The following is a 26,261-nucleotide window of genomic DNA, read 5'->3' on the forward strand; positions in this document are numbered from 1 at the left end:
TTTTTTACACAGATTGCAGCAGTAAAGGAAGAAAACACCTATGCCCGACGCCATTTTGAATGAATATCTTCAACTGCGGGACCAGTATATCGAATCCTGTTTTACCCGCCTGAACCCGGTACAGCGCCAGGCGGTGTTTACCACCGAAGGTCCGCTGCTGATCCTGGCCGGCGCTGGTTCCGGCAAGACAACCGTGCTGGTCAACCGCATTGCCAACATTATCCGCTTCGGTCAGGCCCACGGCAGCCGGGAAGTTTGCCGTCCGGTCACCCAGGAAGATGTGGACCACCTGCGGGCCACCATGGAAAGCGGACGCATGCCTTCCGCGGACCAGGCGCGCCTGCTGGCGGTGTCTCCGGCCCGGCCGTGGAATGTGCTGGCCATCACCTTTACCAACAAGGCCGCCGGGGAACTGAAAGACCGTCTGAAAGCCATGCTGGGGGAGACGGTGGGCAGCGACGTTTTCGCCTCCACCTTCCATTCCGCCTGCGTGCGGATTCTGCGCCGGGACGCCGAGCGCATCGGTTTCCCCACCAGTTTCACCATCTACGATTCCGACGACCAGCAGCGGGTCATCAAACAGATCTATAAAGAACTGATGATCGATGACAAGTTCCTGCCCCCCAAGCAGGCGGTGGCCCGCATCAGTGCCTTCAAGGACAAGCTGTTGTCTGCCCGGGATGTGGCGTCTGAACCGCCGAAGGATACCAAGGCGGCGCTGGTCAGCAAAATTTACACCGCCTATTCCGAACGCCTTAAAACCGCCGGCGCCATGGATTTTGACGATCTGATCTTCCATACGGTCCAGATGCTGAAAAAAGACGCCGAAGCCCGGGAGTATTACCAGAACAAGTTCCGCTACATTGTGGTGGACGAATACCAGGATACCAGCGTGGCGCAGTTCCATCTGGTTCGCCTGCTGGCCGGCGGTACCAACAATGTGTGCGTGGTGGGTGACGATGACCAGTCCATCTATAAGTTCCGCGGCGCCACCATTGAAAACATCCTGAATTTTGAAAAGGTGTTCACCGGTGCCAAGACCATCCGCCTGGAACAGAACTACCGTTCCACCTCCAACATCCTGAATGCCGCCAACAGCGTCATCAAAAACAACAACGGCCGAAAGGGCAAGACGCTGTGGACCGAAAACGGCACCGGCGCCAAGGTGCAGCATTACACCGCTGCCAGTGAACAGGACGAGGCCAGCCATATTGCCGACATCATCGGCGAAAATCTGCGCAACGGCGCCAGCCTGCGGGACCACGCGGTGCTCTACCGTATGAACGCCCAGTCCAGCCCGGTGGAAGCGTATTTCGCCCGGGCGGGTATTCCGTACCGCATTGTGGGAGGCCAGCGCTTCTTTGACCGCAAGGAAGTCAAGGATATCAACTCCTACCTGGCCGTTGTGGTCAATCCCCGGGACGATGTGCGGCTGCGCCGCATCATCAACGAACCCGCCCGCAAGATCGGTGCCACCACTGTGGACAAGATTGCGGAGTTGGCGGCTTCCCGCGGGGTTCCCATGCTGCAGATCATCTCGGAAGCCTCCACCTATCCGGCGCTAGCCCGGGCGGCCTCAGCACTGGGAGCGTTCTATGATATGTACCGCACCCTGTGTGATCTTTCGGTGACCCTGCCTCTGGATGAGTTCGTGGGGGAGGTCATCCGCAAAACCGGATACGAGGCCATGCTGAAGGCGCAGAAGGAGGAGGGGGAGACCCGCCTGGAGAACCTGGGCCAGCTGGTCAACTCGGTCAAGACCTACGCCGACCAGAACGGGGAGGACGCAACCCTTTCCGGCTTCCTGGAAGAGGTGGCGCTGATTGCGGACATCGACTCCTATGATGAGGACGCCGACTCGGTCACGCTGATGACCCTGCACAGCGCCAAGGGCCTGGAGTTCCCGTATGTCTTTATCATCGGCATGGAAGACGGCGTTTTCCCCGGCGACCTGGCCCGCTACAGCGAGGAAGACATGGAGGAGGAACGGCGCCTTTGCTACGTGGGAATCACCCGGGCCAAAAAGGAGCTGTATCTTTCTTCTTCCCGAAGCCGGATGATTTTTGGCCAGACCCGGCGCAATCCGCCGTCCGATTTCCTCAGTGAGATCGATCCCGATCTGCTGGAAGAGACCCAGAGCCCAGAACTGGCGGCGGCCGGCGGCGGATTCGGGGCGGGATATGGCACCTATTCTACCAATGTGCCCGGCGGGCGCAGCGGGTATTCCGGCGCGTCCCGAGGCTATCTCAACAGCGAGTACAACGCCGGGTTCGGCAGCCGTTATGGTTCTTCCGGCGGATTCCGCAGTGGGTTTGCCGCCACCGGCGGCCACGAAAGCCCCCGCGGCGTGGGACATCATACAGTCCCCGGCAGCGGGTTCGGCGCCGGATACGGTTCTTCCCGCAGTGCCGCCCCGGCCGGGGGCGGCTCCTCCACCTTGCTGGAAACACCGGCCTCCGCCCCCAAAAAGAAGGCGGCCGGTTTTGCGCCCGGCGACTTTGTGGATCACAAGGTGTTCGGGCGTGGCAAGGTCATCAAGGTCACGCCGGTGGCGGGGGACTGCATTGTGGAAATTCAGTTTGACCGGGTCGGCGTCAAAAAGACCATGGCAAACTATGCGCCGCTGACAAAACTTTCCAAGGAATAAACGGGAGGATACAACATGCTGGTCAACCTGATCGCCCATACCAACGACCCGGAAAAGACGGTGGCCGCTGCGGCCAAGCTGTGCTATTCCGATGCCCATATCGAAACGCTGCTGGATGGCCTTACACCGGAAAAGACAGCTGCCTTTCTGCAGCGGCTGAACGATGTGGGACATGCCAGTCCCATCGAGCATGCCTCCTTCACCTTTGGTATCGAAGGGGTCAGCCGCACCTTCCTGGCCCAGGTCACCCGGCATCGCATTGCCTCTTTCAGCGTGCAAAGCCAGCGCTATGTCCGCTTGGAAGATTTCCGCTATGTGATTCCGCCGGAAATTGAGGCCATTCCCCAGGCAAAGCAGCAGTTCATTGAATCCATGAACGAGGATGCCCGCCGTTACCTGGACCTGGTGCAGACGCTGGAAGACGCACACACTAAGACCTTTATGGCACAGGGGCTGGATGAGAAAGCTGCCCGCGCCAAGGCGTCCAAAAAGGCCAATGAAGACGCCCGTTTTGTATTGCCCAATGCCTGTGAGACCAAAATGGTTATGACCATGAACTGCCGCAGTCTCATCAATTTCTTCCAGCTGCGCTGCTGCGAGCGCGCACAGTGGGAGATCCGTGCTGTGGCGGACCGTATGTTGGAACTGGTGCTGCCCTTGGCCCCGCATATCTTTGCGGCGGCCGGGCCGCGCTGTTTGACCGGGCCCTGCCCCGAAGGCCGCATGTGCTGCGGTCGTCAGGCACAGGTCCGGCAGAAATATTCCGAAATGAAAGAGAGGGTTCTCACCCATGGGTAAACTGATCATCTTTGAAGGCTTGGATGGTTCCGGCAAAGGCACACAGACCGATCTTCTGTGCCGTACCCTCCGCGAACGCGGACAGGACCTGCGGCAGATCACCTTCCCGGATTATGAAAGCGATTCCTCAGCATTGGTAAAAATGTACCTTTCCGGTCAGTTTGGCCAGAAGCCGGACGATGTGAACGCCTTTGCTTCCTCCACCTTCTATGCGGTGGACCGCTTTGCCAGCTACAAGACAAAGTGGGGCGATTTCTATCGCCGCGGTGGGCTGGTGATCTCCGACCGATATACCACCAGCAACGCGGTGCATCAGTGTTCCAAGCTGCCGCCCATGCATTGGGACGGTTTTCTGGAATGGCTGTTTGACTTTGAATACAAAAAGATGGGCATTCCGGCCCCGGATGCCGTTGTCTATCTTTCGGTGGACGTGGATGTCTCCCAGAAACTGATTGCGGAGCGCTATCACGGGGACCAGACCAAGATGGACATCCAGGAGAAGGATGCCGAATATCTGGCCCGTTCCCGGGCGGCCGCCGAATATTGCGCCCGTAAACTGGGCTGGCGGCGGATTGTCTGCACCAAGATGGAAGACGGCGTCAAGACCATGCGCAGCGTGGAAGACATTCACCAGGAAGTGCTTTCCAAACTGGCGGACGTGCTGTAAAGGATTCAACCGGCAGGGAAGGAGGTGGACCCGATGGCCGCTGTTCTGCGTAAGGCAACTGTGCAGGATCTGGACACCCTGGCACAGCTGCGCGCACAAGCTTTTGGTACAGACCGGGAAGAGGCCTCTTCCTGGCTTCGGAACATAGCGGGCCTGGACAACGTTCTGGTTCTGGAGCGGGCGGGAACCGATGGCAAGCCGGGCATTCCGGCAGCACTGCTGGGAGCGGTGCCGGTGGAATGCGGGCACCGGCGGGGCATCTGGTTCTGCGGCATGCTTACCCGTCCTGAACTGCAAGGACGTGGTCTGATGAGCCACCTTCTGGATTCCTGCCTGCGCGCTTACGCGGCCGGCGGATACGATTTTGCCGTTGCGGTGCCTCCCTCCCCCCAAGTCGGGCAAAGCCTGAAGAAGCTGGGGTTTCAAAACGCTTTTCCGCTGCGGATGGTGCGCAAACCCATCGAGCACAACCTTCGGGCGGTGGCGGAATTTGACAACCTGACCGTGCGGCGCCTGATTGACACCCGCATGCGGTACCAGCCGGCGTGCATCATATTGCCGGAGTCCACCATAACCGAAATGATCACCCGTCTGTACCGCAAGGGGATGACCATTGTTTCCAACCAGAGGGGATACGGCCTGTTCTGTCAGCAGGATGATGTCTTGCAGGTGATGGAACTGCAGGCCGACAACGACCACTGCGCCGATCTGCTGTTGCAGGCAGCGCGGGAAAAAACCGGCGCTCATTATGCCAGTATTCTTCTGGCGGAAAACCAGACCCTGTACCTGGGGGCCGGCAAACGATGCGGGTACGGCATGATACGGTTTCTATCCCAGCCGTTTCCCATCACGGACGTGTATTTCCGGCTGCTGCAGTAAAGCGGAGCCCTGTAACAATACACCTGAACAGCAGTTGTGCGGGTGAAAAGGAGCAAAAAGATGAAGATCAATCGTGAACCGGAAAAATCTTCTTCCACCAAACAGGAAAAAGCACAGCCTTCCCGCCGTGTTCCGGCGCCGGAACAGCCGCAGCGCCGCGCTTACGATGTGGCCCAGGACGGCGGTTTTGAGGATCCGGAACCGTATGAGGAAGAGGAAGAAGTGGTTGTGCGCAAGAAACGCCGTTTCCCGGTGGGGCTTGTGATTGTGCTGGTTGTGCTGGCGCTGGTGGCTGTGGCCGGATGGCAGATGATGCAGTTTTACAGCGAGGTGGACGGCCATGGCTCCGTCGGTCAGGAAGTGACCGTGTCGGTGGAGCAGGGCTCTTCGGTGGCAGATATTGCCGCAGTGCTCAAGCAGAACAACATCATCAAGTATGACTGGCTGTTCAAGCTGTATACCAAATACAGCGGCCGTGCCAGTGGATTGCAGTACGGCGATTTCCAGGTGCATGCCGGCATGTCGTACAACGATATCATCACCACCCTGTCTGAGCAGAAAGTTTTCCGGGACACCGTGCGGGTGACCATACCGGAAGGCACCACCGCCGTGGGCATTGCCCAGATCTTTGTGGACCAGGGCCTGGTGGACAGTGTGGACACCTTCCTGAACTGCGCCGAAGGAAAAGACGGGTCTGATTTCAGCCAGTATGAATTCTGGAATGAGATTCCCGACAATGAGGGCCGCCTGCTGAAGTGTGAAGGCTATCTTTTCCCGGACACTTACGAGTTCTACTCCGATGCCAGTGTCTATGATATCGTGGACCGTCTGTACTCGGAATTCGATACCAAGACTTCCGGCCTGATGTCCACCATTGAAGAAAAGGGTACGACTCTGGATCAGGTGGTAATCCTGGCGTCCTTTATCCAGGAGGAAGCGGGGCTTGCTTCGGAGGATGCCAAGGTCAGTGCCTGCTTCCACAACCGGCTGGAATCCGACGATCCGCTGTGGGCGGAGCATAAGCTGGAATCCAACGCCAGCAGCGATATCATGCAGGACGGTGACAACAACTATCTGTGGAATTCGCCTATGGCGGAGTATATGGGCTGGCCTCAGGAAGGCACCATTCCCGAAGAGGTCCTCAATGCCTACGACACCTACCGCATCAGCGGTTTGCCGGCGGGCGCCATTTCCAACCCCGGTATCGATGCCATTGAGGCCGCGCTGAACCCGGACGAAGAGTTCCTGAACGAAGGGTATTTCTTCTTCGTCACCGGCAATCCCAGCGGGGATTACCCGGGGCAGTACTTCTATGCCAAGACTGCGGACGAACATTACCAGAATTGTGAGAAAGCCGGTTGGCCGCAAGGCTAAGAGAGGAGATCGTATGCTTTCACAGCCTGAACTGCTGTCCCCGGCGGGCAGCCTGGAAACCCTGAAATATGCGGTGCTGTATGGAGCAGATGCCGTGTACTGTGCACTGCCGCAGTTCGGCATGCGGGCGGCACCGCCGAACCTGACCAATGATGAACTGCGGGAAGGGTGTATCTTTGCCCATGCCCGCGGCCGTCGGGTGTACCTGACCCTGAACACCCTGCCCACCAACGAAGAGCTGGAGCGCCTGCCCCAGGCCATGAAGGATGCGGCAGAGGCGGGCGTGGATGCCTTTATCATCGCCGATCTGGGGGTCTTGGCCCTGGCCCAGAAGTATGCCCCCGGGGTGGAGGTACATTTTTCCACCCAGGCCGGCATTGCCAACTATGCCGCCGCCACCCAGGCCTACCAGATGGGGGCCAAACGGGTGGTTCTTGCGCGGGAACTGAGCCTGACCGATATTGCCTATATCCGGGACCATACACCGCCAGAGCTGGAGCTGGAAGCCTTTGTGCACGGCGCCATGTGCATGAGCGTCTCCGGCCGTTGCCTTCTGTCCAGCTATATGACGGGGCGCAGCGGCAACCGGGGCGAGTGTGCCCAGCCCTGCCGATGGAAGTACTATCTGGTGGAAGAACGCCGCCCCGGGCAGTACATGGAAATCGGGGAAAATGAAGACGGAAGCTATATCCTCAATGCCAACGACCTGTGCACCGCGCCGTTTATCGACCTGCTGTGCAAGGCCGGCGTGGACAGCCTGAAGATCGAAGGCCGGGCAAAAACCTTCTACTATGTGGCCTCCGTTACCAGTGCGTACCGGCGCGCGCTGGATACGTATCTGGCCAATCCGGACAGAGAAGAGTTCGAATTGCCGGATGCGGTCATTGATGAACTGAACCGCACCAGCCACCGCCATTACTCGCCGGGGTTCTACTTCGGCAAGGAAAAAGCCTTGCAGACGCCCAGCCACAGCTATGTGCGGGACTGGGACTTCATCGGCACGGTGGACAACTGGGAAAACGGGGTGGCCTCCTGCACCCAGCGTAGCAAATTCTGCCTGGGGGATACCCTGGAAGTGCTGCAGCCGGACGGGTCGGTGATCCGCCTGACTCCGGACTGGATCAAGAACGAGGAAGGGGAAAGCGTGGATGCCACGCCTCATCCGCTGATGCATTATACCATCCCCTGCGAAACACCCCTCATGCCCTACAGCTTGCTGCGCATGCAGAAAGCGGAAGACCAGTAAAATGTAATGAAAAGAAGCCGCGCAGGCACCCGAAAACGGACCTGTGCGGCTTCTTTTACAATTCGGAGGATTCCGTTGCCGGCATCTGCCAGAATGCCTCCAGCGTGGCCTGCAGGGCTTGCTCGTTGTATACAGTGCGCAGGTGGGACCAGTGGGGCGGCATTAAGCGCAGATACTCCGACGCAACAAAACGGTCGTCAAACAAAAGCACAACCCCGCGGTCGGTGGGGGTGCGGATCAAACGCCCCGCCGCCTGCAGGACCTTGTTCATGCCGGGGTAGCGATAGGCATAATCAAACCCGCAGCCGCGGGTCTGCTCAAAATGGTCCCGCAGCTGTTCCTGCCGGGCTCCGACCTGGGGCAGTCCGGGGCCTATCACCGCCACGCCGATGAGCCGGTCCCCGGCCAGGTCCACTCCTTCGCCGAACACGCCCCCCAGAACGGCAAATCCAAGCAGACTTCGGGAGGGCGACGGAGCAAACCGTTCCAGAAAAGCGGCTCGTTGGTCTTCTTCCATGGCGCTTTCCTGCCGGCATACGGCCAGGTCCGGGTATCTCTCGCAAAAGTTGTCATACACCTTGTCCAGATAGGCATAGCTGGGGAAAAAGGCTAGATAATTGCCGGTCTGCGCCCGCACCATGGTGGCCAGATAATCCGCGATGGCGGGAATGCTTTTCTCTCGGTCGCGGTACCGCGTGCTGACACTTTGGGCACACAACAGAGCCATGTTCTGTTGGGGGAAGGGACTGCGCAGCGCCACAGCTCGGGCGTTTTCCAGGCCGCATAAATCCTTGTAGTAGGCAGCAGGTGCCAGGGTGGCGCTGAACAGAACTGCGGCGCGCCCCAGCGAAAAATCGGACGCCAAAAAGTTGCTGGGATCCAGGCAGAGCAGGGAAGCACGTACCTGGGACCCGTATGCACTGATCTGCAAAACAAAATGGTCGTCGAAGGTTTCCGCCACCCGCAGCCAGGCACGGGCATCAAAATACAGCTGCAACAGCTCGCTGTGCTGTTCACTGGGGTCGCGGTGCTCATCCAGCCAGATTTCCAGCTGCTCGCACAGCCGTGTCAGCAGGCGGTCAAAGGATTCGTCAAGATCCGGCATAAACAGGGTCTGGCCGAATCTTGCGTCCTCACGGGCGGCGGCTTCCTCGCAGCGATGACGCCACTCTATAAAATGGTCGTTTACCCGGCTCAGAGCCGTTTTCAGCGAGCTTTTGCCTTTCCCCAAGTTCTTCTTTGCCTGGTAGAAAGAAGCCTTCTCCAGACTGGCACTGTGCATCTCCCGGGCACGATCCGGCAGGTTGTGGGCTTCGTCGACCAGAAAGAGATAGTCGCCCTTGGACTCGAAGAAGCGTTGCAGCCGAACCACGGGGTCAAAGAGATAATTGTAGTCGCCGATGATCACGTCACTCCAGAGGGATAAGTCCAACCCCATCTCAAAAGGGCAGACGCGGTGCTTGCGGGCGTATTCCTGCAGTACGGCGGCATTCAGGGCGCCGGTGGTGTCATCCAGGGCATCCCATAGGGCGTCTTTAATGCGGTCGTAGTAGCCGTTGGCATAGGGGCAGGCCTCCGGGGTACACTCCCGGGTTTCGCACAGGCAGATTTTGTCTTTGGCTGTCAGCGTCACGCTGCGCAGCGGCAGGGAAGAATCCTGCGTACGGAAACGGTTCAGTGCATCTTCGGCCGCCGCGCGGGTGGTGCCGCGAGCCGTCAGATAAAAGACGGGCCCCTTCACCCCGTTTCCCAGAGCTTTGAGTGCGGGAAAAAGCACGCTCATGGTTTTGCCGATGCCAGTGGGCGCCTGACAGAGCAGCTGCCCGCCATCCCGGCAGGTCGTATAGACCTCGCTGATCATGGCGCGCTGCCCGGGACGATAGGTGGGAAAAGGAAAAGCAAGCTGCCGCATGCCTTCCCGGCTCTTCTCCTGCCAGTCCGCTGCCAGCCGTGCCCAGGGCGCATACCGGTGCAAAAGATTCTGCACAATCTGGTCCAGTTCTTCGGCGGTGTAGGTGTGCTCATACGGTACGGTCAGCTCCTCGTCCACCTGAAAATAGGTGAGCAGTACCGTGATCCGGGGCAGATCGTTCTGCAGGGCATAGATAGCGGCATACACCTGGCCCTGTGCCCAGTGCTCCGGGGCGTGATTTTCGGTGATCTCTTCCAGGGGCAAGGTGGTGGATTTGATTTCCTCCACAACGGGAACCCCATCCCGCGTAAAAATACCGTCGGCGCGGCCTTCCAGGGTGTAGGTGATGCCATCGCATGTATACTCCTGACGCAGGGCAACCTCGGCCTTGTAGTCTTCGTGTACCTTGGCGGCGGCACGCTGCAGCCGGCGATGGATACGGGCGCCCTCGTTGGCCCGATCAAAGCCGGAAAAACGGCTGTCGATGCTTCCGGTTCGCAGCAGAAACTCAACAAGCCGCCGCACGGAAAGTGCGACGGCCAGAGGGGCCTTGTTTTCAGAAAGCGTGGCAGACATGAAACAATCACAAATCCTTTGATACTTACAACTCAAAAATTTCCCGTTCCACATCCTTGCGGATACGGTCGACCACCGTAAAGTCGGACGCACGCACATAATACTGTTCCAGTGCATCGTGCAGAGTTTTGGCTGCGGCCTGACTTTCACATGTCTTTTCCAAAAGACTGAATACCAGTTTCTTTTGATACAGCATCAGACGCTTGATGCGGGGGACGGGCTGTTCCGCGGCAAAGCGGGCTGCATGGATGTTCTTTTGACCTTCAAAATTCATGGGATGCCAGGGGTTGTTGGTGACAAATCCCAGGCCCAGGGAAGGAATGAAGAGGTGGTCCAGCTTGTTGCGCTGGTCGCTGGCGCAATGACAAAGGTACGCGTCGTATCCGTTTTTCCGGGCGTGGTCGGCCAGCTGCGCCATCATCAGGGAAGAGGCGGCTCCGTAGGGATCATGCACGGCATACAGGGTAGTGTGCGCCAGTTGCAGGACGGTTTGGCTGAAGACCAGCAACCCTTTGGGCGTTGGGGCGGACAAAAGGCGATGGTACTGTTTGCCGGGGGCTGCACCGCGCCGGGCAGGCATGGTGCGGGCGGCCAGACGCGCCGTGAACTGCCGGAGCTTCTTTTGATCCAACAGGGAAGCTGCCAGGCTGCGGCGACGGATGAGCACGGCGGAGGCCAGCGCCCAATGGGCGGAAGCCTGCTGCATCAGCTGGGCGTGGTCGTGGCCGATCTGCAGAATTTCTTTTCGGTTGCGGACCAGATCACGGTGGTCCAGGGCATCGTACAGTGGAATCAGCCGTTCGGCTGCATCCGGAAATTTGCAGTCCAGCGTGTGGGGGGCGGTGGCATCCAGTACCAAAACGCCCACGTCGCTCATCCGAACGCCGTCCAGACTGTCTGGGTCGCTGGAACAGTGAATCCGTTCCATCCAGCTTCCGTCACGCCGACAAACGGCGGCATCCCGCTCCAGCAGAAGCCGCATCAGCGTGGACTTTCCGCAACCGGGACCGGCTTTGATCAGCCAGGGGGTGATTTGATCATCGGCAGCGGCTTCGGCAAACCATCCGGAAAAGCCGCAGGGGGATAAAGCCCCCAAAAAGAAATCCAAAACCGGCTTGCATTGCATGGTTCAAAACCTCCCTTATTGGCAAGATTCTGAGCCATGCTATGCGGTAAAAACAGGGTTTGTGTATAAAACCGTTCTTTACGGAAATGGAAAATGCGTGGGATGGATCAGTATGTGTGATCACACACTTCGTGGATTTTGTCCCGCAGGGCGGCAAAATCTTCAAAGGCAAGGGGCTTGTTGCCCGGATTGCGCAGCAGAGCGGCCGGGTGCAGGGTCGCCATAAAGAGTGTACCCTGTTTGTCGAAGAACTTGCCGTGGTCCTTTGTGACGGAAAAGGATTTGTCAATCATCTGTTGGGCGGCAATGCGGCCCAGACAGACGACGATTTTGGGACGAAGCAGCTGGAACTGCTGGCGCAGCCAGGGCATGCAGGCGGCAGATTCCTCCGGCAGCGGGTCACGGTTTTCCGGTGGGCGGCATTTCACGATGTTGGCAATAAAAATATTGCGGTTCCGGTCCAGATCAACGGCTTCCAGGTAGCTGTCCAGCAGTTTCCCGCTGCGCCCCACAAAAGGCAGGCCCTGTTCGTCCTCGTTGGCACCGGGACCTTCTCCCACAAACAGCACTTCGGCGTTGGGAACGCCTTGGCCGAACACCACGTTTTTGCGTGTTTCGCACAGGCCGCAGCGGCGGCAGGAAAGGCACTCGGCTTTCAATGTTTCAAAATCCATAAAAAACACCTCGGATAAAATTGTGTGTCCTCAATCAGGAATGTAAGCATTTCAGCCCGTCGATGGGGCATACTGTTCTTATATTAAGGAGGAATGAGGTAATGCCTGTGAATTCGGCGACCGTTTTACTGCGGCTCGGGTGTCTGGCCTTCGGCACGGTGGCGGGGGTTCTTTTCCCAAAACATCTGCTGCTGTCGGCCAGCCGGACTTCGGCGCGTTCCTCCGCGTGGGTATGGCTGGATATTTTGCTGGGTATCTGCAAGGTGGTGGTATCCTGTGCTGTCGCCTTGCTGGTGGTACCGCTGTCAGTTTCCGTCACATTCCTATATACGGGAACCGGTATCCTGGCGGCTGCAGTTGGCGCCGAACCGGATCAATGGCAGCATCATCTGCCGGTTGTGTGCGCCTGGATGATCTTGTATCTGCCGTTTACCGGTGTGCTGGCATGCTTGGGGGGCGTCCTGCTGGTTCTTGCCGCCGAGGTGCCGGGCGTGTCCGTCCTGGCCGTGCTGGTGTTTGCCGCGCCTATGGCGTTGCTGCAGTTCGGCCCGGAAGGGGGACTGGTTTTGCTGGCGACTGCCGCCATGTGGTGCATCTGGCAGGCCGGATATCACCGCCTGCACCGAAAAAATACGGGGTTGTTTCCGGGGTAAACCGTATGATATCATCATACCATGGGGGAAAGAGAAATGCAAAACGGCTTTTTGCGCAGATTTTTTAAAAATAAAACGACGTTACAAAGATGAAAAATGAAAAACTTTCATATTTTTCAAAAAAAATGAAAAAAACCTGTTGACATTTCGGGATTCGTCCGCTATAATTATTAACGTTGCAGCCGCCAAGGCCAAGCGCCAAAGACGAAAGCAACCGCTGGTTATGGCCCGGTAGTTCAGTTGGTTAGAACGCTAGCCTGTCACGCTAGAGGTCGTCAGTTCGAGCCTGATTCGGGTCGCCATCTGCTGATATAGCTCAGTCGGTAGAGCGCATCCTTGGTAAGGATGAGGTCTCCAGTTCGAATCTGGATATCAGCTCCAGCGCAAGACCCACAGCTGTTAAACTGTGGGTCTTTTATGTAGGGGCATAGCTCAGTTGGTAGAGCAGCGGTCTCCAAAACCGCGTGCCGAGGGTTCGAATCCTTCTACCCCTGCCAAAAAGCCTGACCGATAGGTCAGGCTTTTTTGTTTGTTTTGCGGCGGAAAAGCTATTTGCACTATTTTTCTGCAGACCGCTTGATTTTCCGTTCCGATATAGTATAATTATCACCGCATTGATGCGCGGCTGTGGCCGCGCCGTTGTATTTTTGGGGATAGGGGAAAACAAAATGACAAAGGATCTTACAAGCGGGATGCCCTTGAAGGTCATCACCATGTTCACGCTGCCGCTGGTGCTGGGCAATCTGTTCCAGCAGTTCTACTCGTTGGCAGATACCATTATTGTTGGTCGCTTTGTAGGTGTGGATGCTTTAGCGGCCGTCGGCGCAACCGGATCGGTAAACTATCTGATTCTGGGATTCGTGATTGGCATCTGCAACGGCTTTGCCATTCCCATTGCCCAGTATTTCGGGGCCAGGGATTTCTCTCAGATGCGCCGGTATGTGGCCAACGCGGGCTGGCTGTGTGTGGCTCTCAGTGTGGTGCTGACCATCGCCACCGTCCTTCTGACCCGGCCGATCATGCAGCTGATGCAGACACCGGCAGACATCATTGACCAGGCATCCACCTATATCGGCTGGATTTTTGCGGGTATTCCTTTTGTATTTCTTTATAATATGGTTTCGGCCATTATGCGGGCTCTGGGCGACAGCAAGACGCCGTTGTACTTCCTGATCCTGACCAGTGCCCTGAATATCGGATTGGATCTGTATCTCATTATTGTCTACGATATGGGGGTTCTGGGGGCGGCCGTGGCCACGGATCTTTCCCAGGCTATTTCCGGTGTTGGAAGCTTTGTGTATATGCTGCGCCGCTTTTCCGTGCTCAAGATGGAAGGGGACGAGCGGCGGTATGATTCCGCTGCGTGTGCCCGCCTGTGCGGAATGGGCGTGCCCATGGGGCTGCAGTGCAGTATTACGGCCATCGGCTCGGTGATCATGCAGAGCGCGGTGAATGTGTTGGGTTCCACGGCGGTGGCTGCCGTCACGGCAGCCGGCAAGACCCAGAATCTGCTGACGGTGCCCCTGGAAAGTGTCGGCACTGCCATGGCAACTTACGCAGGGCAAAACCTGGGCGCCGCCAAGCTGGGACGTATTCGCCGCGGCACCCACAGCGCCATGCTGCTCATCACCATCTATTCGGTGGCGTCAGCCTTGTTCCTGCATTTCTTCGATGTGGTCATTGTCGGTCTGTTTATTGACACGGCTACCGAAACCACCATCGTGAGCATGGCCCGGGAATATATGTTCTGGAACAGCCTGTTCTTTATTCCGTTGGGCGCCCTGATTGTCTGGCGGTATGTGATTCAGGGCCTGGGCTATTCCACCCTGGCGATGATGGCCGGTGTGGCCGAAATGGTAGCCCGCACGGCGGTTGCCATTACGCTGGTACCTCGTCTGGGGTATTTCGGGGCGGAACTGTCCAACCCGGCTGCCTGGGTGGCGGCATGCATTTTCCTGTGGCCGGCCTATCGCTGGACCGTGGGGCAGCTGCAGAACCGGATGCATGCGCGCCGCCTGGCGGCTCTGCATGCCATCGGGATGGGCGCCGGGCAGGAACTTCCGGAAGAGCAAGCCGACTGAATACGCTAAAACTGCATAAATATACCAAAATGTGGATGAAACCCTTGCCCTGGGTCATAAAAAGTATTATAATCCAACTATATGTCTAGAGTTGTCAGACAGTACAGAGGGATAACAAGGAAAGGAAGATCATCCATGTCCAATACCAAGAGGCCGTTCATCAATCTGGAACAGGCACAGCGTATCATTGCGGATGTGCCGACGCCGTTCCATATCTATGACGAGAAAGGTATCCGGGAAAACGCACGCCTGGTCAATAAGGCGTTTGCGTGGAATCCCGGATTCAAGGAATATTTTGCCGTGAAGGCGACGCCGAACCCCTATCTGCTCAAAATTCTGCAGGAAGAGGGATGTGGCGTGGACTGCTCCAGCTACACCGAGCTGCTGCTGAGCGAGGCCTGTGGTTTTACCGGGTCGGATATCATGTTTTCCTCCAACGAAACGCCGGCGGAAGACATGAAGAAAGCCTATGACCTGCAAGCCAACATCAACCTGGATGATCTGACCCACGTGGATTTCCTGAACCGCGTGGCGGGAATTCCGCCGGTGATCTGCTGCCGCTACAATCCGGGTGGTGTGTTTGATCTGGGCAATGGCATCATGGACAACCCGGGGGATTCCAAGTACGGAATGACCGAAGACCAGATGGCCGAAGCCTACACCCGTCTGATGCAGTTGGGGGCCAAGGAATTCGGTATTCATGCCTTCCTGGCCAGCAACACCGTGACCGATGATTACTACCCGGAACTGGCCGGAATTCTGTTCCGCTTGGCCGTCCGGCTGAAGGAGCGCACCGGCGCCAAGATCAAGTTCATCAATCTGTCCGGCGGTGTGGGCATTGCTTACAAGCCGGGGCAGCGGCAGAATGATATCATGGCCATCGGCGAGGGTGTGCGCCGTCAGTATGAAGCCATCCTGACCCCGGCCTGCATGGGCGATGTGGCCATTTACACCGAGATGGGCCGTTTTATGCTTGGACCTTACGGCGGGCTTGTCACCACGGCCATCCACCAGAAACATATCTACAAAGAGTACATCGGTGTGGATGCCTGTGCAGCCAATCTGATGCGCCCGGCTATGTACGGGGCGTACCATCATATCACGGTGCTGGGCAAGGAAGAGGCCCCGGCCGACCATGTGTATGACGTGGTGGGCGGTCTGTGCGAAAACAACGACAAGTTTGCCATTGACCGTGAACTGCCCGAAATCAACACCGGGGATGTCCTGTTCATCCACGATACCGGCGCCCACGGCTTTTCCATGGGGTATAACTACAACGGCAAACTGCGCAGCGCCGAAGTGCTGCTGTGCGAAGACGGCACCCATCAGCTGATCCGTCGTGCCGAGACACCCGCCGACTATTTTGCTACGTTGGATTTCAGCCCCTTCTACAAGAAGATGGGCTTCTGAACCCGGGACATCCTGTCGGGCTGCTTTTTATAAGGGAGGACCGCTGCCATGTTTCAATTTCTTCTGGTGATCGGCCTGGTGCTGGCCTACTACGGTTATGCCGTGACCAGAAATCCGCATATCTGGGGAGACCAGGGCAAGGACAGCATCAAGGAAGAGTACTGGAAAGAATATGTGCTTCGTAATGGCCGCTTTGTGATGTATGCAGGGTTCCTGCTGGCGGCATTGGCTGCGCTGGACGCGGCGGTTTCGCTGGCCGGCTGGCTGTATCTGGTGATTCTGCTGGGTGGTTTGGCGTTGCTGGGGTATCCGCTGGCCCATTGGATGAAAAAGACCCACGGAACCTGGAACCCCTGGCCGCGCAAGAAGAAAAAGAAAAGCCGGCGCTGAGTTTTTCAAGATTGTATAAAAAAGACCGTCGCTTCCGCAAACACGGAAACGACGGTCTTTCTTTGTGCGACTTATTCGGCGGAAAGGATGAACCCACCACCGAAGACGAATCCGCCGCGATAGAATACGGCGCTCTGGCCGGGGGCCGGGGCACGTACCGGCTCGGGGAAGGCAACAATCAGGGTACCGTCCGGTGCATGGGAGACCTGGCAGGGGACCGCCTTGGCGGCACTGCGTACCTTGACCCGGTAGTCACCCTCAGCCAGAGGCTCACCGTCCGGGGTGGCGATGTTACTCACCACCATGCGGGTGGCATATTCGCCGCCGCTTTCGGCCAACTGAATATTGCCGTCGGGCAGAATTTCTTTGACGAACAGCGGGCGGCCCGCAGCGATGCCGAGGCCCTTGCGCTGGCCTACCGTGTAGTGGTCCACCCCGGCGTGCTCGCCCAGATCTTCACCTTCCGGACCGATGAAGCGGCCGGCCTTGGGTACAAAGCCCCGTCCGCGGATGAAATCGGCATACCCGCCGTCGGGAATAAAGCAGATTTCCATGGAATCCGGCGTGTCGGCACAGGAAAGTTCAATATCTCGGGCAATCTCCCGCACATCCTCTTTCTCGAAGTTGCCCAGAGGCAGAATCAGTCGGGAAAGGATTTCCTGGGGCAGACGATAGAGCATGTAGCTCTGGTCCCGGGCCACACTGTCTGCGGTGCACAGACGGCTCTTGCCGTCGTCGCAAAGTTCCACCCGGGCATAATGGCCGGTAGCAATAAATTTGCAGCCCAGTTCGTCGGCCTTTTTCAGCAAAAGGCGGAATTTTACGGCCGGGTTGCAGAGGATGCAAGGATTGGGGGTGCGGCCCGCGCAGTAATTTTCGCAGAACGGTGTGATGACTTCCCGCTCAAAATCCTCCTGGGCATCGATGACATGCACCGGAACACCCAGCTTGGCACCGGTTTCCCGGGCGGACTCGACCGCTCCGTCATGAGCCGGCGAAAAGCGGATCACTGCGCCCTGTACCGCGAATCCCTGCTCCTGCAGGATACGCACAGTGACACTGGAATCCACGCCGCCGCTCATGCCTACAAGCACCTTGTCCTGTTCTTCAAATGTGTTGAATCCGAGAGAATCCATATTCCATTTTCCTCCGTTGAATTATGCCTGGCGTCCGCCAAAACGTTTGCTCTGTTCCACCGCCATGCGGTCGCAGCGCTCGTTTTCGGGATGCCCGGCGTGGCCTTTCAGCCAGTGATAGTGGATGGTGTGTTTTTCACTTTCTTCCAGAAGCGGAGCCCATAAATCGGGGTTCAGGGCAGGGGATTTGTCGGCTTTTTTCCAGCCGCGCGCCCGCCAACCCTTGGCCCAGCCTTTTTCCAGCCCGTTGATCACATATTGGCTGTCGCTGTACAATTCAATGAGGCAGGGCTCCTTGAGCTGACGAAGAGCTTCCAACAGGCCGGTCAGTTCCATGCGGTTGTTGGTGGTGGAAGCCTCCCCGCCGCTGATCTCCTTTTCGTAGACCTTGCCGGTGCTGGTGCGGAACCGCAGTATGGCACCCCAGCCGCCGGGGCCGGGGTTGCCGCTGCAGGCGCCGTCCGTATAGATTTCGATTTGTTTCATTGTGTTTTGCAGCCTTTCCTGGTCCATACTTGATTTGTGCCCCTATTATACCCGTTTTGGCTTTGCGTGGCAACCATCGGGTCGACAAGGTGTATTTGACAAGCCTGTGTACAGGAATTATAATAAGACTAATTGCAATGTCATGTTTTTCGCAGGGCCCGGTCGCATCCTGTCGGATGGACTTTTCGCGCCCAACCGCCTGAAGGCAAAAATCATACGATGCAAAGAACGATCCCACCGCAGCAAGGCGGCGGCCGTGTGCGCGCAGGCCTGCCGGTGTGGAATTTTCCGGAGGTATTTGAATGGAAGAAATGAACCAGAACCCCAAGCGTCCGGCGCAAAAGCGCACCCGTCAGAACGGTAACGGTCAGAATCGTCGCCCCCGCGGGGAGGGTAAGGCCCAGAAGGCTGCCAACAACAATAACAGCAAAAAGTCTGCGGCCGGTCAGGAACAGAACAAAACTGCCAAGAACATCCGCGCACCTCGTGGCAGCAAAGCAGAAGGCCAGCGCCGCGCACCGCGGCAGAACAACGGCCAGCCCCGTCTGCCGGCGCCTGCCCAGACGCCCCGCTTGCCGCGCCGCCGCCAGAATGCGCCCATTTATGATGAACCTGCCATTCCCATGCACATCTGCCCGCTAGGCGGCCTGGGAGAAGTGGGCAAGAATATTACCCTGTATGAGTGCCAGGGTGATATGATCCTGGTGGACTGCGGCCTGGTTTTCCCGGATGAGGAAATGTTCGGTGTGGACCTGGTGATCCCCGATTTCACCTATGTGCTGGAAAACAAGGACCGCATCAAGGGCCTTTTCATCACCCATGGCCATGAGGACCATATCGGCAGCCTGCCGTATCTGCTCAAGAAGTTCAATGTGCCCATCTATACAGCCAAACTGACCATTGGACTGATCAAGAACAAGCTGGAAGAGCATGGTCTGGCCTCCAGCGCTGAATTCCATGAGATTCGGCCCCGCCAGAAGATCCGTTTGGGCTGCTTTACGGTGGAGCCCATCCACGTGAACCATTCCATTCCGGATGCTCTGGCCTTCGCCATCGAGTGTCCCGCCGGTATTGTGCTGCACACCGGCGACTTCAAGATTGACTATACGCCGCTGTCCGGCGATGCGGTGACCGATCTGTCCACCATTGCCGAGTACGGACGCCGTGGTGTGTTGGCCCTGCTGGCCGATTCCACCAATGCCGAGCGACCCGGCTTTACCGCCACCGAACAGACGGTGGCCGAAGGGGTGCGCCGCCTGTTCCTGCGGGCCGGCAACCGACGTATCATTGTGGCAACCTTCGCTTCCAACATTTACCGTATCCAGCAGATCATCGAGCTGGCCATGGAAAGCGGCCGCAAGGTGGCTGTCAACGGCCGCAGCATGGTGTCCAACACCGAAATGGCCCGGGAACTGGGATACATCCGCGTGCCGGACAATGTGCTGATCGACATCGAAGAGGTCAACAAGTATCCGCCGGAAAAAGTGGTCCTGATCACCACCGGCAGCCAGGGAGAACCCCTGTCTGCTTTGTCCCGCATGGCGCAGGCCAGCCACCGCACCGTGAAGGTCGGTCCCAGTGACTTCATTATCATTTCTGCCCGGCCCATCCCCGGCAACGAGAAGACTGTTACCAAGGTGGTCAACGGGCTGTTGTCTCTGGGCGCGGAAGTCATCTACGAAAACATGTACGACACTCATGTTTCCGGCCACGCCTGCCAGGAGGAACAGAAACTGATCCTGACCCTGGCTCATCCCCAGTATTTCCTGCCGGTGCACGGCGAGTTCAAACAGCTGAAGCGCCATGCCGAAACGGCGGAGCATCTGGGCTATATTCCCAAGGGCAATATCTATATCGCGGAAAACGGCCAGAACATCCGCATTTCTCAGGATGGTCTGACTGTGGAAGGGACCGTTCCTTCCGGTGCCGTGATGGTGGACGGCTACGGCGTTGGCGACGTGGGCAACGTGGTCCTGCGCGATCGTCATCATCTGTCCGAGGACGGCATTATCATCGTCACGGTGGCGGTGGACGGCCGCACGGGCCAGGTGGTTTCCGGCCCGGAACTGGTTTCCCGTGGCTTTGTGTATGTTCGTGAAAGCGAAGAGCTGATGGACGGCGCCCGCACCCAGGTGGAGATGGCGCTGGATCGCAGCCTGGCGGAAAACCTGCACGACTGGGCCAGTGTGAAGGCACGTGTGCGGGAAGCGCTCTCCAGCTATATTTATCGCCGGACCAAGCGCAGCCCCATGATTTTGCCCATCCTGATGGAAGTGTAAAGCGGATCTTGTGCGGAGCATACCGCACAGGCAACAACAGCCGAGGATACCATGAAACACAAAAGAAGTCCGGATAATATCGCCGTGATCATCCTGCTGGCAGCCGCCTGCCTCGCCCTGGCGGTGCCGGTGGCGGTTCTCAATCCGATATGTCTGATTGCCCCCGCTGTGGCGGTACTGGTTGTGGCGGTCCTTGTGTTTGTCAACATCCGGCGTCTGCGCCGGTTTGTGGCAAGAAATCTGTGCGGCCGTCAGTTCGAAAACAGCAAACTGCAGTATTCCCTGGCGGAATTGCCGGTGCCGGTCATGCTGCTGGATGGCAAAACCATTGTCTGGTATAATGATCTGTTCCGTGAACAGGTTTTATCGGATGTGGACGCCGTGCAGCCGGCAGTGGAACGATTCCTGCCGGGATTTGATCTGGCTGTGTGCGCCCGCGCCCATGGCCAGGATCTGACGGCAAACGGCAACCGTTTTACGGCATACGCCAGCCCTGTGCGCGGGTCCGGCGGCGGAAGTCTTGTGTACCTGATCAACGATACCTTCTTCAAGGACACGTTGGATGAGTACAATGCCAGCCGCCCGGCCTATCTGAACATCGTGATTGACAGTTACGATGAACTGTTCACCGATATGAAGGATTCGGAACAGGCGCGGGAACTGGAAGCCATCAACCGCCTGCTGGAAGAGTATTTTGCCCAGACCACCGGATTCCTGCGCCGGGTGTCCAACAACCGGTACATTGCGGTGGTGGAAGAGCGGGATGCCCGCCGGATGATCGAACAGCGGTTTGATATTTTGGACAAAGTTCGGGCACTGAATCCCAGTGGGATGCTGACCATCTCCATCGGCCTGGGCCATGGCGGAAAGACTTTGTTCGAATGCCAGGAGATGGCCCGGGAAAGCATTGATATCGCCCTGGGCCGCGGCGGTGACCAGGCCGCCGTAAAAACCGCGGACGGGTTTGAATTCTACGGCGGTGTGTCCCACGGTGTGGAAAAGCGCAGTCATGTGCGCAGCCGTATCATCGCCAACGCTCTGGCCGATCAGATCCGCCAAAGTGACAGCGTGATCATTATGGGGCATCGCATGACGGACCTGGACGCTGTGGGTTCTGCCATCGGCGTGCTGCGCATGTGCAAGATGTGCGAAGTGCCGTCTGTGATTGCCATACATAGAGATGCAACGCTGGCCGGTGCCTTGCTGGATGTGTTTGACGAAGCAGGGGAAGACCACAATTTTATTGAGCCCAAGGAAACGCTGGACCTGATCACACCGGACACCTTGCTCATTGTGGTGGATACCTATCAGAAATATCTTCTGGAAAGCCCGGAAATTTATGCCAAGTGCAAGCGTGTGGTGGTCATTGACCATCACCGCATGGCAGTGGGACATATCGACAATCCCATTTTGCTGTATCATGAACCCTATGCCTCCAGTGCCAGTGAACTGGTATGCGAATTGCTGCAATTCATGCCGGCGCAGGGCAATATCACCCCGCTGGAAGCCCAGGCGCTGTTGGCCGGTATTATGCTGGACACCCGCAGTTTTGCCCTGCACGTGGGGGTGCGTACGTTTGAGGCAGCCGCCTGGCTGCGCAGCCGTGGTGCCAAAACCGCCGAGACAAAGCTGCTCTTCAATGTTTCCAAAGAAGAATATGAAGCCCGTGCCGCCATTGTGGAGAGTGCCTATATCTACAAAGGCTGCGCCGTGGCGGTGTCCGGGGAACTGGACCCCGGCATGAGCGTGGTTCTGCCCATGGCGGCCAACGATCTGCTGACCATCAACGGTGTGGATGCCAGTTTTGTGGCGGTGGCCAAAAACGGCGGCGTCAACATCAGTGCCCGCAGCATGGGGGCGCTGAACGTCCAGGTGATTCTGGAACCGTTGGGCGGCGGCGGTCATCTGACCATGGCAGGTGCGCAGCTGAAGAACTGTACCGTGGACCAGGCGGAAGCCCGCATTCGGGAACAGATTGACCGGTATCGGGCCGCCCAGGCTGCCAGCAAAGCTGATGCCCGGGTGTGATTTGATTCTGTCTATACCATATTTTTTACATAAAGAGGGGAGAAACCACTATGAAAGTCATTCTCAAACAGGATGTCAAGACCATCGGCAAAAAGGACGAAATCCATGAAGTGTCCGACGGGTATGCCCGCAATTTTCTGTTTCCCCGCGGTCTGGCCGCTCCGGCGGATGCCAATGCACTGAACACCGCGCGCACCAAGAGTGAGGCCAAGGCGCACCATGAAGCCGAAGCCCGTGCCGCTGCCGAAGCTCTGGCTGCCCAGATCAAGGACAAGACCGTGGCCATCAAGGTCAAGGGAGGCGCTTCCGGTAAGCTGTACGGCAAGGTGACCGGCAAGGACGTGGCCGAAGAACTGGGCCGGATGATCGGCACCGAAATCGACAAGAAGAAGGTGGAACTGCCTTCCATCAAGGAATTCGGTTCCTATGATGCACAGGTTCGCCTGTATGCCGGTGTGGCTGCCTCCTTCAAGGTGAAAGTGGAAGAGCTGTAAAGCAATATGCCTTTACAGATGAAAAGCACAAGAAAGGGGAATCTGTATGCCTGCCGGTGAATTGAGTTTATCCAGTCTGGGAATTCAGATGCCCTACAACATGCAGGCCGAGCAGAGCGTGCTGGGCGCCGCGCTGATGGATGAAACCATCCTCAACCGTCTGATCACCGAACTGGAACCGGACATGTTTTATTCGGACCAGAACCGGGCTATTTATGAGCAGATGCGTGCCCTGTTTGCGGACAGCGAGGCCGTGGATGTCATCACGCTGGTGGATGCGCTGGCGCAGAACAGCGCATTCAAAGGGGCGGATGACGCCAAAATCTACATCGCACACATTGCCGAGACGGTTCCCGCCATCTCCAATGTGGATTCTTACATCAAAATCGTCCGGGAAAAGTACCAGACCCGTCGGCTGATCGAGGCGGCCCGTTCCACCCTGGAACAGGCGGTGAATGAGCCGGATGCGGATATGCTGCTGGAAAGCGCGGAGCAAAAACTGTATGATATCCGCGGCGGACAGGAAAAATCCGGCGTCAAGACCATCCGGGAGTCCATTCTGGAAGTCATTGACACCATGCAGAAGCTGAGCGGCGCCGACCGCGACAAGTTTGCCGGTATTCCCACAGGCTTTCACTATCTGGACAATGTTCTTACCGGATTGGGACGTTCGGACCTGGTGATTCTGGCCGCCCGTCCCGGCATGGGCAAAACCAGTTTCGCCTTGAATATTGCCACCAATGTGGCCCGGCAGCAGAAAATTCCCACCATCATTTTCAGCCTGGAAATGACCTGCGAACAGCTGACCGATCGCATTCTGTCCAGTGTGGCGGGCATTGACAGCCAGGCGTTCCGGACCGGACGGCTGAACAACTCCGACTGGAATGATTTCGCCACGGCTACCTCGCTCTTGTACAATGTGCCCATCTATATGGACGACTCTTCCGGCATCTCTGTGCCGGAACTGAAGGCCAAAATCCGGCAGATCAACCAGGACCCCAAGAAGGAAAAAATCGGGCTGGTGATTATTGACTACCTGCAGCTGATGCGGAGCGCCAAGCGCACCGAAAGCCGGGTGCAGGAAATCAGCGACATCACCCGGAATCTGAAAATCATGGCCAAGGAACTGAACGTGCCGGTCATTGCGCTGTCCCAGCTGTCCCGTGCGGCGGAAAAGACCACCGGTCGTTCGGATCATCGCCCCCAGCTGTCCGACCTGCGTGACTCCGGTTCTATCGAACAGGACGCCGACGTGGTACTGTTCCTGTACCGCGCTGCGTATTATAATCGTCAGAACGGCGAAGCCGAGCAGGCCAACGAAAACGAAGCCGAGTGCATCGTCGCCAAGAACCGTCACGGCGAAACCAGTATTGTTCGCCTGGGATGGGACGGCGCCCACACTCGCTTCAGCAATTTGGATGAGATTCATGAACAGTATTGATGCGCAAAATGTCATCGATAAAACCGAGCAAACTCTGCTTGCCTACTGTAAGCAGCAGGGTTTGTTCAAGTCTGGCGACAGGGTCATTGTAGCCTGCTCCGGCGGAGCAGACTCCATGGCCCTTTTGCTGTTTTTGCTGCGTTGCCGCCGCGCTCTTTCCATTGAGGTGCTGGCCACCCACGTGAACCACGGCATCCGCGGCGCCGCGGCCGATCGGGATGAAGCTTTCGTCTCCCGCTTCTGCGAAGACCGGGCTATCGAGCTGTTTGTATATAACGCAAAACGTGCCGGTGTGACCGTTCCGGACTCTCCCAGTGAGGAGTGGGCCCGGAATCTGCGCTACGACTGGTTTGACGAGCTGGCCTCCCGGGAAGAAGCCCATATTGCCACGGCCCACACCATGTCCGATCAGGTGGAAACGGTGCTGCTGCGCATGGCCCGCGGCACGGGCCTGCACGGACTGGGCGGCATACAACCCCATCGCGGGGTCTATGTGCGGCCCCTTTTGTGCCTGACCCGTGCGGAGACCGAAGCATACTGTGCCGCACTTGGGCAAAGCTATGTGCAGGACGAAACCAACGCCCGGGACACCTATGCCCGCAACCGGGTGCGCCATGACGCGGTGCCGGCGCTGATTTCGGTCAATCCGGCGGCAGAGCGCTGTATTGGACGGCTGTGCCGTCAGATGCAGCAGTTGGATGCCTGGCTGGCCGCCGAGGCGGCGGCTTTGCTGCAGGCGGCGGCCACTTCCTGCGGGTATGACCTGCAGGTACTGCGGGACGCCGACGGTCCTGTGCTGGATGCGGCTTTGCACAGCCTGGTGGCTCCGGTGCGGGATGCGGAGGAAAAATATGTCAGTCTGCTTCGCTTCCTTGTGATCAAGGGGGAAGGGGCGCTGCAGCTGACCCCGGATGTGACCTTCAAGGTGCAGAAAGGGGTGGCCGGCAAGGAACTGGTGCGCATTGCGCCTTCCGGTGCTGCCCCGGCTCCGGCTCCGCCGCAGCCGGCTCTGCCGGGCGTTTATCATCTTCCGGGAGGCTACACTGTGGCTTTGCGGGTGGAAAAGTATGAAGAATTTCTAAAAAATGCACCAATTTTCAAAAAAGACTTAAACTGTTGCGCAGATTATGCTAAAATAAACAAGAATATCCTGTTGCGCACGCGGCAACCGGGGGATGATTATCGTCCGCGGGACCGACATGTGCGTAAAACATTGAAAAAATACTATAACGAGCTTGCCGTTCCCATGAAGGACCGCCCGCTGCTGCCGCTTCTGGCAGACGGCAGCGAAGTGATCTGGCTGTGGGGCTCCGGGTTTGCCGATGGGTTTGCACCGGACCGGTTCACACGGGAAGTACTTGTTATCCGCACCGAAAAAACGGAGGTTTAATTCATGCATTCCATGCACCAAGATATCGACCACATCCTGGTTTCGGAAGAAGATTTGCAGGCCAAAGTGGCAGAACTGGGCGCACAAATCAGTGCCGATTACGAGGGGAAAGATCTTCTCCTTGTGTCGATCCTGAAAGGTGCGGTTGTGTTTATGGCCGACCTGATGCGCGCTGTGAGCATTCCCTGCGGCATCGATTTTATGGTTGTTTCCAGCTATGGCGGTGCCAATACCAGCTCTACAGGCCTTGTCAAGATCATCAAGGACCTGGATCAGGATCTGTCCGGCAAGGATGTGCTGATTGTGGAGGATATCCTTGACACCGGCATTACCCTTTCTCATCTGATGCCCATGCTGCAGATGCGCAAACCCAACAGCCTGCGCCTGTGCACCATCCTGAGCAAGCCCAGCCGCCGCAAGGCGGACATTGAACCCGATTATTGCGGTTTTGAGGTCCCTGACGAATTTGTTGTGGGCTATGGCCTCGACTATGATGAAAAGTACCGCAATCTCCCGTATGTGGGGGTGCTTAAACCGGAGATCTATTCCAAGTGATCTTCGATTTCATATGTAA

At 57.6% G+C, this 26,261-nt stretch carries 21 protein-coding genes and 3 tRNA genes; 19 read left to right on the top strand and 5 right to left on the bottom strand.

The genetic code is table 11. From position 1 onward, the window contains the following. Positions 1 to 40 precede the first annotated feature (40 nt). The 6 genes from H6B15_RS08185 to H6B15_RS08210 are packed head-to-tail and all read left to right on the top strand — an operon-like array spanning position 41 to position 7,611. A complete protein-coding gene (locus H6B15_RS08185) occupies positions 41 to 2,647 on the top strand; it encodes an ATP-dependent helicase (protein WP_204647512.1) in 2,607 nt (868 codons plus the stop codon). Positions 2,648 to 2,662: 15 nt separating this feature from the next. Beyond that, positions 2,663 to 3,445, top strand: coding sequence for an FAD-dependent thymidylate synthase (gene thyX, locus H6B15_RS08190; RefSeq protein WP_204647513.1), 783 nt, complete (start codon positions 2,663 to 2,665; stop codon positions 3,443 to 3,445). Next, the gene (locus H6B15_RS08195; RefSeq protein WP_204647514.1) at positions 3,438 to 4,112 is read left to right on the top strand and encodes a dTMP kinase; all 675 of its coding nucleotides are present in this window, start codon (positions 3,438 to 3,440) and stop codon (positions 4,110 to 4,112) included. Before thyX ends, H6B15_RS08195 begins: the two co-directional genes overlap by 8 nt. A gap of 33 nt (positions 4,113 to 4,145) precedes the next feature. Then, the gene (locus H6B15_RS08200) at positions 4,146 to 4,991 is read left to right on the top strand and encodes a GNAT family N-acetyltransferase (RefSeq protein WP_204647515.1); all 846 of its coding nucleotides are present in this window, start codon (positions 4,146 to 4,148) and stop codon (positions 4,989 to 4,991) included. Positions 4,992 to 5,051: 60 nt separating this feature from the next. Then, positions 5,052 to 6,365: an endolytic transglycosylase MltG gene (gene mltG, locus H6B15_RS08205; RefSeq protein ID WP_204647516.1), complete on the top strand. Its 1,314-nt coding sequence runs from the start codon at positions 5,052 to 5,054 to the stop codon at positions 6,363 to 6,365. 13 nt (positions 6,366 to 6,378) lie between these two features. Further along, positions 6,379 to 7,611, top strand: a complete 1,233-nt coding sequence (locus H6B15_RS08210; protein WP_204647517.1) for a peptidase U32 family protein — start codon at positions 6,379 to 6,381, stop codon at positions 7,609 to 7,611. 55 nt (positions 7,612 to 7,666) lie between these two features. Here the strand turns inward: H6B15_RS08210 and H6B15_RS08215 are convergent, their stop codons facing one another. From H6B15_RS08215 to H6B15_RS08225, 3 genes are all read right to left on the bottom strand, one after another. Beyond that, the gene (locus H6B15_RS08215) at positions 7,667 to 10,048 is read right to left on the bottom strand and encodes an ATP-dependent DNA helicase (RefSeq protein WP_345941959.1); all 2,382 of its coding nucleotides are present in this window, start codon (positions 10,046 to 10,048) and stop codon (positions 7,667 to 7,669) included. A gap of 76 nt (positions 10,049 to 10,124) precedes the next feature. After that, a complete protein-coding gene (locus H6B15_RS08220) occupies positions 10,125 to 11,225 on the bottom strand; it encodes a hypothetical protein (protein ID WP_204647519.1) in 1,101 nt (366 codons plus the stop codon). A 107-nt stretch (positions 11,226 to 11,332) separates the two neighbouring features. Next, positions 11,333 to 11,899: a uracil-DNA glycosylase gene (locus tag H6B15_RS08225; RefSeq protein WP_204647520.1), complete on the bottom strand. Its 567-nt coding sequence runs from the start codon at positions 11,897 to 11,899 to the stop codon at positions 11,333 to 11,335. 101 nt (positions 11,900 to 12,000) lie between these two features. Here H6B15_RS08225 and H6B15_RS08230 point away from each other — a divergent pair, with 101 nt between their 5' ends. From H6B15_RS08230 to H6B15_RS08260, 7 genes are all read left to right on the top strand, one after another. Then, a complete protein-coding gene (locus H6B15_RS08230; RefSeq protein ID WP_204647521.1) occupies positions 12,001 to 12,552 on the top strand; it encodes a hypothetical protein in 552 nt (183 codons plus the stop codon). A 225-nt stretch (positions 12,553 to 12,777) separates the two neighbouring features. Beyond that, a tRNA-Asp gene (locus H6B15_RS08235) sits at positions 12,778 to 12,854 on the top strand. A 3-nt stretch (positions 12,855 to 12,857) separates the two neighbouring features. Further along, positions 12,858 to 12,933: transfer RNA gene (locus H6B15_RS08240), tRNA-Thr, on the top strand. Positions 12,934 to 12,973: 40 nt separating this feature from the next. Continuing rightward, a tRNA-Trp gene (locus H6B15_RS08245) sits at positions 12,974 to 13,049 on the top strand. A gap of 171 nt (positions 13,050 to 13,220) precedes the next feature. Continuing rightward, positions 13,221 to 14,633, top strand: a complete 1,413-nt coding sequence (locus H6B15_RS08250) for an MATE family efflux transporter (RefSeq protein ID WP_204647522.1) — start codon at positions 13,221 to 13,223, stop codon at positions 14,631 to 14,633. A gap of 135 nt (positions 14,634 to 14,768) precedes the next feature. Next, positions 14,769 to 16,043 (top strand): diaminopimelate decarboxylase, encoded by a 1,275-nt coding sequence (locus tag H6B15_RS08255; protein WP_204647523.1) that lies wholly within the window; start codon positions 14,769 to 14,771, stop codon positions 16,041 to 16,043. A gap of 48 nt (positions 16,044 to 16,091) precedes the next feature. Then, on the top strand, positions 16,092 to 16,433 hold the full coding sequence (locus H6B15_RS08260) for a hypothetical protein (RefSeq protein ID WP_204647524.1): 342 nt from the start codon (positions 16,092 to 16,094) through the stop codon (positions 16,431 to 16,433). A 71-nt stretch (positions 16,434 to 16,504) separates the two neighbouring features. Here H6B15_RS08260 and mnmA read toward each other — a convergent pair whose 3' ends face one another. Continuing rightward, positions 16,505 to 17,569 (bottom strand): tRNA 2-thiouridine(34) synthase MnmA, encoded by a 1,065-nt coding sequence (gene mnmA, locus H6B15_RS08265; RefSeq protein WP_204647525.1) that lies wholly within the window; start codon positions 17,567 to 17,569, stop codon positions 16,505 to 16,507. 21 nt (positions 17,570 to 17,590) lie between these two features. After that, positions 17,591 to 18,055: a ribonuclease HI gene (gene rnhA, locus H6B15_RS08270; RefSeq protein WP_204647526.1), complete on the bottom strand. Its 465-nt coding sequence runs from the start codon at positions 18,053 to 18,055 to the stop codon at positions 17,591 to 17,593. Between the two features lie 302 nt (positions 18,056 to 18,357). Between rnhA and H6B15_RS08275 the strand changes: the two genes are divergently transcribed. From H6B15_RS08275 to hpt, 6 genes are read left to right on the top strand one after another with little or no spacing between them, the layout of a single operon-like run. Further along, complete coding sequence (locus tag H6B15_RS08275) at positions 18,358 to 20,334, top strand: RNase J family beta-CASP ribonuclease (protein WP_243424336.1); 1,977 nt, start codon at positions 18,358 to 18,360, stop codon at positions 20,332 to 20,334. A 51-nt stretch (positions 20,335 to 20,385) separates the two neighbouring features. After that, positions 20,386 to 22,362, top strand: a complete 1,977-nt coding sequence (locus H6B15_RS08280) for a DHH family phosphoesterase (protein ID WP_204647527.1) — start codon at positions 20,386 to 20,388, stop codon at positions 22,360 to 22,362. 50 nt (positions 22,363 to 22,412) lie between these two features. Next, positions 22,413 to 22,856, top strand: a complete 444-nt coding sequence (rplI, locus tag H6B15_RS08285) for a 50S ribosomal protein L9 (RefSeq protein WP_204647528.1) — start codon at positions 22,413 to 22,415, stop codon at positions 22,854 to 22,856. Positions 22,857 to 22,902: 46 nt separating this feature from the next. After that, complete coding sequence (gene dnaB, locus H6B15_RS08290) at positions 22,903 to 24,297, top strand: replicative DNA helicase (protein WP_204647529.1); 1,395 nt, start codon at positions 22,903 to 22,905, stop codon at positions 24,295 to 24,297. Further along, a complete protein-coding gene (gene tilS / locus H6B15_RS08295) occupies positions 24,284 to 25,687 on the top strand; it encodes a tRNA lysidine(34) synthetase TilS (protein ID WP_204647530.1) in 1,404 nt (467 codons plus the stop codon). The genes dnaB and tilS overlap by 14 nt, the downstream gene beginning before the upstream one ends. Before the next feature lie 12 nt (positions 25,688 to 25,699). After that, on the top strand, positions 25,700 to 26,242 hold the full coding sequence (hpt, locus tag H6B15_RS08300) for a hypoxanthine phosphoribosyltransferase (RefSeq protein WP_204647531.1): 543 nt from the start codon (positions 25,700 to 25,702) through the stop codon (positions 26,240 to 26,242). The last annotated feature ends 19 nt before the right edge of the window (positions 26,243 to 26,261 follow it).

Origin of the sequence: Gemmiger formicilis, from assembly GCF_016900095.1 — a bacterium.
In the GTDB taxonomy this organism is placed as follows: Bacteria; Bacillota; Clostridia; order Oscillospirales; family Ruminococcaceae; genus Gemmiger; species Gemmiger formicilis_A.

Coding starts and splice junctions, on each gene's coding strand:
- H6B15_RS08185 (WP_204647512.1), top strand. CDS start 41: ATGCCCGACGCCATTTTGAATGAATATCTTCAACTGCGGGACCAGTAT.
- thyX (WP_204647513.1), top strand. CDS start 2,663: ATGCTGGTCAACCTGATCGCCCATACCAACGACCCGGAAAAGACGGTG.
- H6B15_RS08195 (WP_204647514.1), top strand. CDS start 3,438: ATGGGTAAACTGATCATCTTTGAAGGCTTGGATGGTTCCGGCAAAGGC.
- H6B15_RS08200 (WP_204647515.1), top strand. CDS start 4,146: ATGGCCGCTGTTCTGCGTAAGGCAACTGTGCAGGATCTGGACACCCTG.
- mltG (WP_204647516.1), top strand. CDS start 5,052: ATGAAGATCAATCGTGAACCGGAAAAATCTTCTTCCACCAAACAGGAA.
- H6B15_RS08210 (WP_204647517.1), top strand. CDS start 6,379: ATGCTTTCACAGCCTGAACTGCTGTCCCCGGCGGGCAGCCTGGAAACC.
- H6B15_RS08220 (WP_204647519.1), bottom strand. CDS start 11,225: ATGCAATGCAAGCCGGTTTTGGATTTCTTTTTGGGGGCTTTATCCCCC.
- H6B15_RS08225 (WP_204647520.1), bottom strand. CDS start 11,899: ATGGATTTTGAAACATTGAAAGCCGAGTGCCTTTCCTGCCGCCGCTGC.
- H6B15_RS08230 (WP_204647521.1), top strand. CDS start 12,001: ATGCCTGTGAATTCGGCGACCGTTTTACTGCGGCTCGGGTGTCTGGCC.
- H6B15_RS08250 (WP_204647522.1), top strand. CDS start 13,221: ATGACAAAGGATCTTACAAGCGGGATGCCCTTGAAGGTCATCACCATG.
- H6B15_RS08255 (WP_204647523.1), top strand. CDS start 14,769: ATGTCCAATACCAAGAGGCCGTTCATCAATCTGGAACAGGCACAGCGT.
- H6B15_RS08260 (WP_204647524.1), top strand. CDS start 16,092: ATGTTTCAATTTCTTCTGGTGATCGGCCTGGTGCTGGCCTACTACGGT.
- mnmA (WP_204647525.1), bottom strand. CDS start 17,569: ATGGATTCTCTCGGATTCAACACATTTGAAGAACAGGACAAGGTGCTT.
- rnhA (WP_204647526.1), bottom strand. CDS start 18,055: ATGAAACAAATCGAAATCTATACGGACGGCGCCTGCAGCGGCAACCCC.
- H6B15_RS08275 (WP_243424336.1), top strand. CDS start 18,358: ATGGAAGAAATGAACCAGAACCCCAAGCGTCCGGCGCAAAAGCGCACC.
- H6B15_RS08280 (WP_204647527.1), top strand. CDS start 20,386: ATGAAACACAAAAGAAGTCCGGATAATATCGCCGTGATCATCCTGCTG.
- rplI (WP_204647528.1), top strand. CDS start 22,413: ATGAAAGTCATTCTCAAACAGGATGTCAAGACCATCGGCAAAAAGGAC.
- dnaB (WP_204647529.1), top strand. CDS start 22,903: ATGCCTGCCGGTGAATTGAGTTTATCCAGTCTGGGAATTCAGATGCCC.
- tilS (WP_204647530.1), top strand. CDS start 24,284: ATGAACAGTATTGATGCGCAAAATGTCATCGATAAAACCGAGCAAACT.
- hpt (WP_204647531.1), top strand. CDS start 25,700: ATGCACCAAGATATCGACCACATCCTGGTTTCGGAAGAAGATTTGCAG.